Source organism: Agromyces sp. NPDC058104 (genome assembly GCF_042884835.1).
Taxonomy (GTDB): Bacteria; Actinomycetota; Actinomycetes; order Actinomycetales; family Microbacteriaceae; genus Agromyces.
Window position 1 is genome coordinate 24,124 of record NZ_JBHVTD010000002.1, and the last position, 11,593, is coordinate 35,716.

General features: G+C 73.9%; 15 protein-coding genes. 7 read left to right on the plus strand and 8 right to left on the minus strand.

The window, feature by feature from the left end; all coding sequences use genetic code 11:
* Positions 1-19 precede the first annotated feature (19 nt).
* The 6 genes from hemE (at position 20) to ACFVTH_RS07940 (ending at position 4,708) form a co-directional block, all read left to right on the plus strand.
* Positions 20-1,174 carry a uroporphyrinogen decarboxylase gene (gene hemE / locus ACFVTH_RS07915; RefSeq protein WP_387088844.1) on the plus strand — a complete coding sequence of 385 codons (1,155 nt, stop codon included), beginning with the start codon at positions 20-22 and terminating at the stop codon, positions 1,172-1,174.
* Positions 1,171-2,685 (plus strand): protoporphyrinogen oxidase, encoded by a 1,515-nt coding sequence (hemG, locus tag ACFVTH_RS07920; protein WP_387088847.1) that lies wholly within the window; start codon positions 1,171-1,173, stop codon positions 2,683-2,685. The genes hemE and hemG overlap by 4 nt, the downstream gene beginning before the upstream one ends.
* 103 nt (positions 2,686-2,788) lie before the next feature.
* A complete protein-coding gene (locus tag ACFVTH_RS07925; RefSeq protein ID WP_387088850.1) occupies positions 2,789-3,238 on the plus strand; it encodes a YtxH domain-containing protein in 450 nt (149 codons plus the stop codon).
* 39 nt (positions 3,239-3,277) lie between these two features.
* The gene (locus ACFVTH_RS07930) at positions 3,278-3,685 is read left to right on the plus strand and encodes a phage holin family protein (protein ID WP_386939260.1); all 408 of its coding nucleotides are present in this window, start codon (positions 3,278-3,280) and stop codon (positions 3,683-3,685) included.
* Entirely contained in the window at positions 3,669-3,977 is a 309-nt protein-coding gene (locus ACFVTH_RS07935; RefSeq protein WP_386939259.1) for a DUF3618 domain-containing protein, read from the plus strand. The genes ACFVTH_RS07930 and ACFVTH_RS07935 overlap by 17 nt, the downstream gene beginning before the upstream one ends.
* A gap of 26 nt (positions 3,978-4,003) precedes the next feature.
* Positions 4,004-4,708 (plus strand): GntR family transcriptional regulator, encoded by a 705-nt coding sequence (locus ACFVTH_RS07940; RefSeq protein ID WP_387088853.1) that lies wholly within the window; start codon positions 4,004-4,006, stop codon positions 4,706-4,708.
* Between the two features lie 60 nt (positions 4,709-4,768).
* Here the strand turns inward: ACFVTH_RS07940 and ACFVTH_RS07945 are convergent, their stop codons facing one another.
* The 7 genes from ACFVTH_RS07945 to idi are packed head-to-tail and all read right to left on the minus strand — an operon-like array spanning position 4,769 to position 10,431.
* On the minus strand, positions 4,769-5,653 hold the full coding sequence (locus ACFVTH_RS07945) for a prenyltransferase (RefSeq protein WP_387088856.1): 885 nt from the start codon (positions 5,651-5,653) through the stop codon (positions 4,769-4,771).
* Complete coding sequence (locus tag ACFVTH_RS07950) at positions 5,643-5,954, minus strand: lycopene cyclase domain-containing protein (protein ID WP_387088859.1); 312 nt, start codon at positions 5,952-5,954, stop codon at positions 5,643-5,645. The genes ACFVTH_RS07945 and ACFVTH_RS07950 overlap by 11 nt, the downstream gene beginning before the upstream one ends.
* The gene (locus ACFVTH_RS07955) at positions 5,951-6,346 is read right to left on the minus strand and encodes a lycopene cyclase domain-containing protein (protein ID WP_387088862.1); all 396 of its coding nucleotides are present in this window, start codon (positions 6,344-6,346) and stop codon (positions 5,951-5,953) included. Before ACFVTH_RS07955 ends, ACFVTH_RS07950 begins: the two co-directional genes overlap by 4 nt.
* The gene (gene crtI, locus ACFVTH_RS07960; protein WP_387088864.1) at positions 6,343-7,908 is read right to left on the minus strand and encodes a phytoene desaturase family protein; all 1,566 of its coding nucleotides are present in this window, start codon (positions 7,906-7,908) and stop codon (positions 6,343-6,345) included. The genes ACFVTH_RS07955 and crtI overlap by 4 nt, the downstream gene beginning before the upstream one ends.
* Positions 7,905-8,816 carry a phytoene/squalene synthase family protein gene (locus ACFVTH_RS07965; protein ID WP_387088867.1) on the minus strand — a complete coding sequence of 304 codons (912 nt, stop codon included), beginning with the start codon at positions 8,814-8,816 and terminating at the stop codon, positions 7,905-7,907. Before ACFVTH_RS07965 ends, crtI begins: the two co-directional genes overlap by 4 nt.
* Positions 8,813-9,874: a polyprenyl synthetase family protein gene (locus ACFVTH_RS07970; RefSeq protein WP_387088870.1), complete on the minus strand. Its 1,062-nt coding sequence runs from the start codon at positions 9,872-9,874 to the stop codon at positions 8,813-8,815. The genes ACFVTH_RS07965 and ACFVTH_RS07970 overlap by 4 nt, the downstream gene beginning before the upstream one ends.
* Positions 9,871-10,431 carry an isopentenyl-diphosphate Delta-isomerase gene (gene idi, locus ACFVTH_RS07975; protein WP_387088873.1) on the minus strand — a complete coding sequence of 187 codons (561 nt, stop codon included), beginning with the start codon at positions 10,429-10,431 and terminating at the stop codon, positions 9,871-9,873. The genes ACFVTH_RS07970 and idi overlap by 4 nt, the downstream gene beginning before the upstream one ends.
* Before the next feature lie 115 nt (positions 10,432-10,546).
* Here idi and ACFVTH_RS07980 point away from each other — a divergent pair, with 115 nt between their 5' ends.
* Positions 10,547-11,113 carry a MarR family winged helix-turn-helix transcriptional regulator gene (locus tag ACFVTH_RS07980; RefSeq protein WP_387088876.1) on the plus strand — a complete coding sequence of 189 codons (567 nt, stop codon included), beginning with the start codon at positions 10,547-10,549 and terminating at the stop codon, positions 11,111-11,113.
* 9 nt (positions 11,114-11,122) lie between these two features.
* On the opposite strand, the gene ACFVTH_RS07985 is transcribed toward ACFVTH_RS07980, so the two are convergent.
* The gene (locus tag ACFVTH_RS07985) at positions 11,123-11,566 is read right to left on the minus strand and encodes a pyrimidine dimer DNA glycosylase/endonuclease V (RefSeq protein WP_387088879.1); all 444 of its coding nucleotides are present in this window, start codon (positions 11,564-11,566) and stop codon (positions 11,123-11,125) included.
* Positions 11,567-11,593 lie beyond the last annotated feature (27 nt).

Genomic DNA, 11,593 nt, shown 5'->3' on the forward strand with positions numbered 1-11,593 from the left:
CCCAGCGCGATGCGAGACAATGTCGGGCGTGATCCTCTCCCCGCAGCACCCGCTCTCAGCCGGCCTCACCAGCGACTCGCGCCTCGTGCGCGCCTATCGCGGGGAGCGCGCCGACACGACGCCCGTCTGGTTCATGCGGCAGGCGGGCCGGTCACTGCCCGAGTATCGCGAGCTGCGCGTCGGCACGCGCATGCTCGACGCCTGCCTCGACCCCGCGATGGCGAGCGAGATCACCCTGCAGCCGGTGCGCCGCCACAAGGTCGACGCGGGCATCTTCTTCAGCGACATCGTCGTGCCGCTGAAGCTCGTCGGCGTCGACGTCGAGATCCAGCCGGGTCGCGGCCCGGTGTTCGGCAAGGGCTACGGGGATGCCGCCGCCGTCGCCGAGCTGACGGCGATCGACCCCGCACGCCTCGACGAGGCATCCGGGCCGATCGCCGAGGCGGTCGCGCAGACGATCGCCGAGCTCGCGACGACCGACAACGGCTCGGGCACCGCGACCCCCCTCATCGGCTTCGCCGGCGCCCCCTTCACCCTCGCGGCGTACCTCACCGAGGGCGGCCCCTCGAAGGACCACCTCGCCGCGCGCACCCTCATGCACGCCGACCCCGGCGCGTGGCGGGCGCTCATGGAGTGGACGGCCGAGCTCACCGGCCGCTTCCTGCGCACGCAGATCGTCGCCGGCGCCTCGGCCGCCCAGCTCTTCGACTCGTGGGCCGGCGCGCTCTCGCTGGCCGACTACGAGACCCATGTCGCGCCCGCCTCGGCCCGCGCGCTCAGCTTCGTGCACGACCTCGAGTACGCGACCACGGATGCCGCGGGGCAGGCGCAGCCCGCCCGGCCGGTGCCGGTCGTGCACTTCGGCGTCGGCACCGGTGAGCTGCTCGGCGCCATGAAGGAGGTCGGGGTCGACGTCGTCGGCGTCGACTACCGCGTGCCGCTCGACGTCGCCGCCGCACGTATCGGCGCAGGCGTGCCGCTCCAGGGCAACCTCGACCCCGCGCTGCTCGCGGCGCCGTGGCCCGTGCTCGAGTCCGCCGTGCGCGAGGTGCTGCGGCAGGCCGAGGCCGCACCCGCCCACGTCTTCAACCTCGGGCACGGCGTGCCGCCCGAGACCGACCCGGCCGTGCTCACCCGCGTCGTCGAGCTCGTGCACGAGGCGGGCGCCGCGTGAACGACGGACAGCCGGCGGCGGAGCGGCTGACGGCCGACGTCGTGGTCGTCGGCGGCGGGGTCGCGGGCATGGTCGCCGCGCTCGAGTGCGCGAAGATCGGCCTCGCCGTCACGATCGTCGAGCGCCGCGACGCGCCGGGCGGCTGCGTCGGCCGCATCGAGCTCGACGGGCTCACCCTCGACTCGGGTGCCGAGTCGTTCGCGACGCGCGGCGACGGCGTCGCCGAGCTCCTCGGCTCCCTCGGCCTCGACGACGAGATCGTGGATCCGAACCGCGCGGGCGCCTGGCTGGTGTGGGGCGCCGGCGACGGACTCGACGCCGCACCGCTGCCGAAGACCGGGGTGCTCGGCATCCCCGCCAACCCGCTCGGCGACGACGTGCGCCGCATCATCGGCTGGAGCGGCGCGACGCGCGCCTACCTCGACCGGATCAAGCCGATCCTCCGCATCGGCCGGGCGCACAGCCTCGGCGAGCTCGTGCGCTCGCGCATGGGCCAGGCCGTGCTCGACCGTCTCGTGACCCCGATCTCGTCGGGCGTGTACTCGGCCGACCCCGAGCTGCTCGACCTCGACGTCGTCGCGCCCGGGCTCAACGAGGCGATGACCCGCACCGGCTCGCTCTCGGGCGGCGTCGGCCAGCTGGTCGAGCAGCGCAAGGCGGGCGGGGCGGTCCGCGGGCTCCGCGGCGGCATGCACACCCTCGTCGACGCGCTCGCCCGCGAGCTCGAGCGCTTCGGCGTGACCGTGCTGACGGGAGTCGAGGTCACCGGCCTCGCCCGCGCCGGCGACGGGTGGACGGTCACGGGCGAGCCCGTGGCATCCGCTGCCGACGACGCCGTCGCGGAGGCCGCCGTCGGCGCCCCCGAAGCGGCGTCACCGCTCGAGATCACCGCGCCCGACGTCGTGCTCGCCGCCGCGGGGCGCACCTCGCTCGGCCTGCTCGAGGCGGCCGTCGAGGGCTGGGAGTCGACCGCGGACTGGCCGCAGGGCGCGTCCGTCGAGCTCGTGACGCTCGTGCTCGACGCGCCCGCGCTCGACGCCGCCCCACGAGGGACCGGGGTGCTCGTCGCCGCCGACGCGCCCGGGATCGTCGCCAAGGCGCTCACGCACTCGACCGCGAAGTGGTCGTGGCTCGCCGAGGCCGCGGGCGGGCGTCAGGTCGTACGCCTCTCCTACGGCCGCGCCGGCCAGCCGAATCCCCTCGAGGGGCGCAGCGACGCGGAGGTCGCGGAGCTCGCGCTCGCCGACGCGAGCGCGGTGCTCGGCGTGCCCCTCGACCGCGGGATGCTCCGTGCCTCGGGCCGCACCGTCTGGCGCGACGCCGTCTCGCACGCCGCCATCGGCCAGCTCGATCGCGTGCGCTCACTGGAGGAGACGATCGCCGCCGAACCCGGCATCGAGGTGACCGGTTCGTGGGTCTCGGGCACGGGGCTCGCCTCGGTGGTCCCGCACGCGAAAGCGGCCGCGGCGCGCGTCAGGCACCGCAGGGTCGCACCCGACGGCACTGCATAGCCGAAACGGAATATTTCGTCGCAACCCCCTTGCGCGGCTCGTCGCGGGGTCTACGCTGGAGAGGTCGCTGCATGCGCCGCAGTGCGGAAAGTCGGGGGTGCACATGAAGGGCAAGGTCCTCTTCGTCGTCGGACTCGGAGTCGGGTACGTGCTCGGCACGCGGGCCGGTCGCGAACGTTACGAGCAGATCAAGCGCGCCGCCGAGGGCGTCTGGAACACCCCGGCCGTGCAGCAGGGCGTCGACACCGTCAAGGGCTTCGCCGCCGACAAGGTGGGCGACCTCTCCGACAGCGTGCTCGACGGCGTGAAGTCGTTCATCGGCAACGCGACCCGCGGATCGGGCGCCACCCGCCAGGACGTCTCGGACGCCGCCGCGAAGGCCAGGCAGGGCGTCGCGAAGGGCGCGAGCGCGACGAAGTCGGCGGTCGACGACGTGGCCGACACGTTGAGCGAGGCGATCGACTCGGCCGCCGCGACGGCCGCGGGCGCCGCGAAGCCGGCGAAGTCGACCAAGGCCGCCCCGAAGCGGGGCAACTCGTCGCGCGGCGCCTAGCCCGCGGCATCCGACCCAGAGAACCGAGGTGACCGCGCGATGGCCGCACCGACGAACGACGACCGCTCGCTCTTCACGCTGATCGGCGAGCTGCCCGACACGATCTCGAACCTCGTTCGGGCCGAGATCGACCAGATCAAGGCCGAGATCACCTACAAGGTGAAGCACTTCGGCATCGGCTCGGGCTTCTTCGTCGTCGCCCTGGTCGTGCTGCCGTTCCTGATCTTCACCCTGCTCGCCGCCGCGATCTTCGCGCTCGCGCTGGTCATGCCGGCGTGGGCGGCCGCGCTCGTCGTCTCGGGCGTGCTGCTGATCATCATCGCCGTGCTGGTGTGGATCGGCATCGTGAACTTCAAGCGGGGCTCGGAGCCCCTCGAATCGGTCGAGAGCCTGAAGGCCGACCTCGACGCACTGAAGGGAACGGGTGACTATGACCGCCGCTACTGACGCCCCGCGGCCCTCGAAGCGCGAGAGCGCGCAGCGCGCGCGCAACCTCACGCGGGTCGAGGCCCGCGCCGCCTCGACGCGCGCCCGCGCCGAGTTCGCCGGCACGCTCGACGCCCTGGAGGACAAGCTCAACGTGCCCAAGCAGGTGGGCATCCGTGTCGACCGCGCGAAGGCGTCGTTGAAGGCCTTCTACGACGAGCAGCCCGGGGTCGCGATCGCGGCCGCGGCCGGCGTCGCCGCAGCGGTCGGCGGGCTCGTCTGGCTCATCGTGCGATCGAAGCTCGGCGACTGAGCGGCACGAGACGAGAGGATGCGTCGGTGCCACCGCACACCGCAGACACCGTCGTCGAACGGGTGGCCGAGGCGCTGCGCGCCGAGATCCTGAGCGGAGCGGTCGCCCTCGGCTCGCCGCTGCGCGAGGAGGCGGCCGCCGAACGCTTCGGGGTGTCGCGGCACACGGTGCGCGCGGCGTTCCAGCGGCTCGTCGCCGAGCGGCTCGCGGTGGCGGAGGCGTACCGCGGCGTGCGGGTCGTGAGCTTCGACCCCGACGAGATCGTCGCGCTGCAGCAGTTGCGGGCCGCGCTCGAGGGCGAGGCGGTGCGGATCGCCGGCGAACGCTTCGGGGCCGCGTGGCCCGAGGAGGTGCTCGCACCGGCCGTCGCGGTGCTCGACCGGCTCGGCCGGATCGCGGCGGCGGCGCCGGGGGCCAGGCCGACTGCCGTCACTGAGCCGGCCGTCTCAGGCTCCGAGGCCGACGACGGCATCGACTGGCTCGAGGTCGAGCGGCTGCACGCCGACCTGCACCGCGCGATCGTCGCGGCCTCGTCGAGCCCGCGCATCATCGAGGCGCACGACGCGCTCGGCAGCGAGCTGCTGCTGTTCCTGCTGCACGTGCGACCGCACTACACGCTCGAGGGGCTCATCGCCGAGCACCGCGAGCTGCTCGAGGCGGTGCAGCAGCGCGGGGCCGAGGCCATGCGCGAGCACCTCGCGCACTCGACCGAGCTGCTGCTCGAGAGCTGAGCCGAGGGGGCCGGGCCCCCTGCCTGCCCTGCCTTGCCCGGCCCGGCCGGCCGGAACGCGCTACGCGGTGATCGCGGCGTACCAGATGAGCAGCATCGTCACGAGGAACCCGACGACGTAGTTGATCGCGAGGAAGCGCCGCCATCCCGCGTTCGCAGCGCCCGAATCGGCGTCGCTCACGGAGGCGAAGGGTGCCGCGGCGGCGAGGTATGGCGTGACCAGCAGTGCCGCGAGCGGCCCCGGCCAGGCGGTCGCGAGCATGAGCAGGCCGGCGATCGTCCACGCCGCGATCGCGAAACGCACCGTGCGACGGGCGCCGAGCACGGTCGCGATGGAGGCGATGCCGCCCTCGCGGTCGGGCACGATGTCCTGCACGGCGCCGAAGGCGTGGCTCGCGATGCCCCACGCGAGGAACGCCGCGAGCAGCGCGAGCAGTTGCGGCGTGAACGTCGCACCGGCGAGCACGAGCCCGTAGACCGCCGGGCTCACGAAGTGCACGCTCGAGGTCAGCGAGTCGAGGAACGGCACCTCCTTGAAGCGGAGCCCGGGTACCGAGTATGCGGCGACGGCGAAGAGGCTCACGACGAGCACCGCCCAGGAGGCGGGACCGCCGAGGAGCACGAGCGCGACGACGAACGGCGCGCACAGCGCGATGGCGGCGACGATCGTGAGGCGGTGCCGGCCGGGCTCGAGCAGCGCGCCCTCGACGCCGCCCTTGCGCGGGTTCGCGGCGTCGGAGGCGTAGTCGAACACGTCGTTGATGCCGTACATCGCGAGGTTGTACGGCACGAGGAAGAAGAGCGTGCCGACGACGAGGGCGAGGTCGACCTCGCGCGTCGTCAGCAGGTAGGCCGCCGCGAACGGGAAGGCCGTGTTCACCCAGCTCAGCGGGCGCGAGGCGGTGACGAGCTCGGCGACGACGCCGCGGCGGGTGTCAGTGCGCACGGTCGGGCTCCCGGGGCGCGAGGAGGTTCCAGAGGCCGCTCAGCAGGAGCACGCCCGCGATCGGGTAGGCGAAGTCCTCGATCGGCGCGAGGCCGATGCGCACCCCCCAGATGTGCGCATCGCTGTAGCCGAACAGGCCGGTCGCGATCATCACCGTGTCGAACACCGCGGTCAGCACCACGAGGGCCGCCGCGGTGACGAGCACCGCACGGAGGTGCCCGCGCGGCGCGCGCCGCCATCCGACGGCGGCGACCACGCCGGCGACGACGAGGAAGACGAGGGAGAGCAGGGCGTAGGTCATCGTCGCGCCTCCGGTGCGCGTGCCGTCGTCGGTGCGCCCGGTGCGCCCGGTACCCCGGATGCCCGCCGCTCCCGGCGCGCGGCGAGCATGCGCAGCGTTCCCGTGTAGAGCACGAGCGTCAGATAGCAGAGGAAGGCGAGGAAGACGAGCTCCTCGAGCGGAAGCTCGGGGGCGAGCAGCACCCCCGTGCTCACCGGGTTCTCACCCCGGTGGAAGATGCCGAGGGCGATGCCCGCGAGATCCCAGCCGAGGAAGAACGCGAGCCCCAGCCCGAGCACGATCGCCGCGCGGCCACCCCGACCCGGTGCGGCGAACACGAGCCGGAATCGCGCGTCGAGGAGCGCCATGCAGGCGAGGCCGCCCATGAGGATCACGAGGTACGCGAGGCTCATGCCGGCACCCTCCGCACCGTCGGCTCGGGCAGCGGGCCGGTGCCGCGCTCGCCGCGGATCGCCTTGAGCACGAGTTCCGCGCTGATGAGGCACATCGGCAGCCCGATGCCGGGCACCGTCGTCGCGCCGGCGAAGTACAGGCCCTGGACCGTCGGCGACGCGGTGCGACCGCGGAAGAAGGCGCTCTGCCGCAGCACGTGGGCGGGCCCGAGCACCGAGCCGCGCCACGAGTTGAAGTCGTCGACGAAGTCGGCAGGGCCCACGGTGCGCCGCACGACCACGCGCTCGGCCAGGTCGGCCTCGCCCGTCCAGGCGGCGATCTGCGCGATCGCGGCGTCGGCGACCCGCTCCACGTCGGGGTCGCCGGCCCCGTCGACGCCCCCGCGCCCGAGGCCCGGGTCGGCCGGCACGGGCACGAGCACGAAGAGGTTCTCGTCACCGGCGGGCGCGACGGAGGGATCGCTCGCGCTCGGCATGCAGACGTAGAGCGACGCCGGGTCGGGCACGGACGGCGAACGGCCGAAGATGCTCGCGAAGTTGCCCTCCCAGTCCTCGGTGAAGAGCAGGTTGTGATGCGTCAGGCGGGGGAGGCGGCCGCGAACGCCGAGCATCACGAGCACCGCGCCCGGCCCCGGATCGGCGCGGCGCCACGAGGCGTCGGAGCGACTGCGCAGCCCGGGCGGCAGCAGGGCCTGCTCGGTGTGATGGAGGTCGGCGGCCGAGACGACGAGGTCGGCCTCGGCCGTGCGCTCGGCACCCGAGGCGTCGAGGTACCGGATGCCCCGTGCCGCACCCGACTCGACGACGATGCCGGTCACCCGTGCGTTCGTGACGATGCGCGCGCCCGCCCGCCGGGCGAGGCGACCGACGCCGTCGATGAGCTCGCGGAACCCGCCGAGCGGGTACCGCACGCCGTCGTCGAGGTCGAAGTGGCTCATCAGGTGGTACATGCTCGGCGCGGCCTGCGGGGAGGTGCCGAGGAACACGGCCGGGTAGCCGAGCACCCGGCGGAGCCGCTCGTCGCGGAAGCGCGCCGCGACGAAGCGGTCGAGCGGCTGCAGCAGCAGCCGGCTCAGCCGACCGAGCCGGCGGAGCAGCGGCGCCGACAGGAGCGCGCCCGGCGAGGAGAAGTCGGTGTACAGGAAGTGTTCGACGGCGAGGCGCGCGGTCTCGCCGGCCGAGTCGAGGTGACGCTCGAGCGCCTGCCCCGCCCCCGGCTCGATCGACTCGAAGGCCGCGACCGAGCGGGCGCGGTCCGAGCCGAGGTCGAGGTGACCCGGCCGCTCCTCGAAGAAGACGCGGTACCCGGGGTCGAGGCGCACGAGCTCGAGCTCGGCCGCGGTCGTCGTGCCCATCATCCGGTAGAAGTGCTCGAACACCTCGGGCATCAGGTACCACGACGGCCCGGTGTCGAAGCGGAAGCCCGAGGCATCCCAGCGGCCGGCGCGGCCGCCGATCGTGCCGCCCTGCTCGTACACGGTGACCTCGTGCCCGTCGCGGGCGAGGAGCGCCGCCGTCGCGAGGCCGGCGATGCCCGCCCCGATCACGGCGATGCGCGTCATGCCGGGACTCCCACCGGCGCGGTCGTCGCGACCGAATGCGGCCGCGAGGCCGCGGCGCGGGCGAGCAGCAGCAGCTTGCGGCCGGCTGGCACGCTCACCCGGACCGTGAGCAGCTCGCTCGCCGGGGTGCGCCGCAGGCGCTCGGCGAGGGCGGAGAAGAGCGCGTGCGCCGCGGCGACCGCCCGGCGGCACCCGCCGGGGAGCTCGCCGACGACCTCGCCGGCGATCGCGAGGTCGCGATCGATGTCGTCGAGGAGGCGGTGCTTGTCGGACTCGCCGAAGTCGCGCGGGTCGACTCCGGGGAAGTAGCGGCGGTCGAGCGACCCGACGTCGTCGGCGAGGTCGCGCAGGAAGTTGATCTTCTGGAACGCGGCGCCGAGGTGGCGTGCGCCGCGCTGCCAGCGCGCATCGCGCTCGTCGTCGGCGGGTAGCCCGTCGCTGAACGCCCGCAGGCACATCAGCCCGACCACCTCGGCCGAGCCGTAGACGTACTCGCGCAGCTCGGCCTCGTCGAACGCCACCGGGTCGAGGTCGCGGCGCATGGAGGCGAAGAACGGGCGGGTCAGCTCGGCGCCGAAGCCGGTGGCGCGCGCCGACTGCGCGAACGCGTGGACGACGAGGTTCGAGCTGTAGCCCCTGGCCATCGCGAGCTCGGTCTCGGCCTCGAGCGCGTCGAGCAGCTCGCGCCGCTCGCTCGCGTCGAGCCCGGCCTCGGCGGCGGGGCCGTCGACGATCTCGTCGGCGATGCGCACGAGCGCGTAGAGGTCGGCGAGGTGGGTGCGGATCGCGGGGGAGCACAGCCGGCTCGCGAGGCCGAAGGACGTCGAGTAGCGCGAGATCACCTGTGCGGCGCTCTGCCGCGCGGTGCGGTCGTAGAGCGCGAGGCCCGTCGGCGCGCCGGCGTTCATCGCGCACGCTCCACGCAGTGCCGGGCCGTCGCCGTGAGCGAGGCGGTCAGCCGGGCGGGGAGCCCCGCCCGCCCGACGGCGGCGACCGCGTCGTCGCAGCGCTCGTCGATGAGCCGCTCGACGCGCTCGCGCGCTCCGCTCGACTCGATCGCCTCGCGCAGCCGTCGTGCTCCCGACTCGTCGAGCTCGGCGCAGCCGAAGTCGGCCGCGACCTGCTGCCACGACGCGTGCTCGCGCGCGTAGGCGATCAGCAGCGTCTCCTTGCCCTCGCGCAGGTCGCCCACCACCGACTTGCCGGTGACGTCGACCGCGCCGAACACGCCGAGCACGTCGTCGCGCAGCTGGAACGCGACGCCCAGGTGCCGGCCGATCTCGCCGAGCTCGAGCACCGACTCTGCGGGCGCCCCGCCGAGCACGGCGCCCGCCTGCAGCGGCGCGCTGAACGAGTACGAGGCCGTCTTGTGCTCGATCATCGCGAGGATGTCGCCCTCGCCGGGCGCGCCGCCCGACTGGCGCACGTCGGCGTGCTCGCCCGCGGCGGCGAGGAAGACGCATTCGTCGAGGATGGCGAGCAGCAGCTCGCGCACGCCGACCGGGGCGTCGAGGCCCGCGACGATCCGGTGCGCGCCGCTCAGCAGCAGGTCGCCCGCGAGGATCGCCGACGCCTCGCCGAGCTCGTTCGCCCGGGCGCTCGAGAGGCCCCGGGCGAGTCCCTCGATCGCGAAGCGGCCGGCGACGTTGGGGGCGCCGCGGCGCACGAGGTCGTGGTCGATGACGTCGTCGTGCATGAGGAACGCGGTGTGCAGCAGCTCGAAGGCGGCGGCGAGCCGCACCGCCTCGGCGGAGTTCGGGCTCGCGAAGGCCGCGTGGGCCTCGAGCACGAGCGCGGGCCGGATGCGCTTGCCGCCGGCCGCGCCGTCGCGGGCCGCCTGCCAGAGGAGGACGTAGTCGCGGCCGTGGCTCGTCGCGCGATCGACGCGCTCGGCGAACCAGCCGTCGAGGTACTCGTCGACCGCCGCCCGGTCGGCGAGCGGCCGGTCGAGCGTCGCGCCGATCATGAGGCGATCGCCTCGGGGGCGGCGTCGGCGCCGAGGAACGGCAGCAGTCGCGCCTGGAGGACGAACCACGGGCTGAAGGCCCACGGCGCGTGCTCGATCGCGAGCGAGAGCCGTTCGAGCTCGACCCACCGGTGGTCCATCACCTCGCCCGGGTGCGGCTCGGGCGTCGACGTCGTCGTCGCGGTGTAGACGGGGCACAGCTCGTTCTCGACGACCCCGGAGGCGTCGGTCGCGCGGTAGTGGAAAGTCGGCAGGACGGGCTCGATGCGCTCGAGCTCGAGTCCGAGCTCGAACTCGCCGCGCCGCCGGATCGCGTGCACGAGCGTCTCCGCGGGCGCGGGGTGGCCGCAGAACGAGTTCGTCCACACGCCGGGCCAGGCCTGCTTCGCGAGGGCGCGCCGCGTGACCAGCAGCTCGCCGCGGTCGTTGAAGACGTGGCACGAGAAGGCGAGGTGCCTGGCGGTGTCGGCGCCGTGCACGCTCGACTTCGGCGCCCGGCCGATCGGGCGGTCGTACGCGTCCAGCAGCACGACCTCTTCGATGTCGTCGGCTCCCATGCTCGCTCCATCCCTCGGGATCGCGTCGCCGCGATGTTCTGTCGCCTCGATCATTAGCTGCCTTGGCTAGTAAACAGCTTAGCGAGAATAGTACCGAGTTGGCTACAATCACCTCATGGCAGCAGAGGGGGAGTCGCCGCACGACGTCCGCGCGGGGATGCACGACCCGCGGATCTTCGACGGCGCCGGCGAACTCGTCGACCGGACGGGGCTCGACGACGCCGAGATCGACCAGATCGTGCGGGTCATGCAGAGCCTGCGCGGCTGGCACGACGCTGCGCGGCGCATGAGCGAGGTCTCGAGTCGCTACATGAAGCTCAACGAGACCGACATGCGGGCCCTGCGATTCCTCATCGCCGCGCGCAACCAGGGCGAGATCGCGACGCCCGGCGCCCTGAGCGAGTACCTCGGCATCTCCAGCGCCTCGACGACGAAGCTCCTCGACCGGCTCGAGCGCGGCGACCACATCACCAGGTCGCCGCACCCCACCGATCGCCGGGCGCTCGCCATCACCGTCACCGACGAGACCCGGGCGGTCGCGCGCGAGTCCGTCGGGCGCCTGCACGCCCGACGGTTCGCGGCGGCCGCCGCGCTCGCGCCCGACGAGCGCGAGGTCGTCATCCGGTTCCTCGACGCGCTCAGCGCGACCGAGCTCGACCTCGAGCACCCCGACGACGGCTGAGCCAGGGGCTCACACCTCGGGGCGGGCGCGCTCCCATGACGCGACGGGCCCGTCGACCACTGCGAAGAGCGGGTGGGCCTCGGGAGCGACGACCCCGGCCCAGCGCACTGCGAGCTCGGGGCTGCGCGCCTCGAGCTTCGCCATGAGATGCCGCCACTCGAGAGCCAGCTGCCCGCTCGACACCTCGATCGCGACGGGCGGGGCGCTGCGCCGGTGCACCTTGGCCGCGTCGAAGCGGTAGCCGCGCTCGCCGGCCTCGGCGGCGACGGCCGCGAGGTAGTCGCCGATCGCCCCGAGCGGGTCGGCCGCCTCACGGAACCGCTCGAGCTGCGGGTGGTTCGTGTAGCCGCGGGTCGCCCCCTCGAGCACCGCCTGCGCGAGCAGCGTCTCGCGCCAGCAGGCGGTGAGGCCCTGCCGGTCGAGGTAACGGGGATGCACCGACCAGATCCGCATGGCAGGCAGCCTATGCCGAGCCGGCGG

Coding starts and splice junctions, on each gene's coding strand:
- ACFVTH_RS07950 (WP_387088859.1), bottom strand. CDS start 5,954: ATGACCTACGCCCTGCTCTCCCTCGTCTTCCTCGTCGTCGCCGGCGTG.
- idi (WP_387088873.1), bottom strand. CDS start 10,431: ATGGGAGCCGACGACATCGAAGAGGTCGTGCTGCTGGACGCGTACGAC.
- ACFVTH_RS07965 (WP_387088867.1), bottom strand. CDS start 8,816: ATGAACGCCGGCGCGCCGACGGGCCTCGCGCTCTACGACCGCACCGCG.
- hemE (WP_387088844.1), top strand. CDS start 20: ATGTCGGGCGTGATCCTCTCCCCGCAGCACCCGCTCTCAGCCGGCCTC.
- ACFVTH_RS07925 (WP_387088850.1), top strand. CDS start 2,789: ATGAAGGGCAAGGTCCTCTTCGTCGTCGGACTCGGAGTCGGGTACGTG.
- ACFVTH_RS07935 (WP_386939259.1), top strand. CDS start 3,669: ATGACCGCCGCTACTGACGCCCCGCGGCCCTCGAAGCGCGAGAGCGCG.
- ACFVTH_RS07970 (WP_387088870.1), bottom strand. CDS start 9,874: ATGATCGGCGCGACGCTCGACCGGCCGCTCGCCGACCGGGCGGCGGTC.
- crtI (WP_387088864.1), bottom strand. CDS start 7,908: ATGACGCGCATCGCCGTGATCGGGGCGGGCATCGCCGGCCTCGCGACG.
- ACFVTH_RS07955 (WP_387088862.1), bottom strand. CDS start 6,346: ATGAGCCTCGCGTACCTCGTGATCCTCATGGGCGGCCTCGCCTGCATG.
- ACFVTH_RS07985 (WP_387088879.1), bottom strand. CDS start 11,566: ATGCGGATCTGGTCGGTGCATCCCCGTTACCTCGACCGGCAGGGCCTC.
- ACFVTH_RS07930 (WP_386939260.1), top strand. CDS start 3,278: ATGGCCGCACCGACGAACGACGACCGCTCGCTCTTCACGCTGATCGGC.
- ACFVTH_RS07980 (WP_387088876.1), top strand. CDS start 10,547: ATGGCAGCAGAGGGGGAGTCGCCGCACGACGTCCGCGCGGGGATGCAC.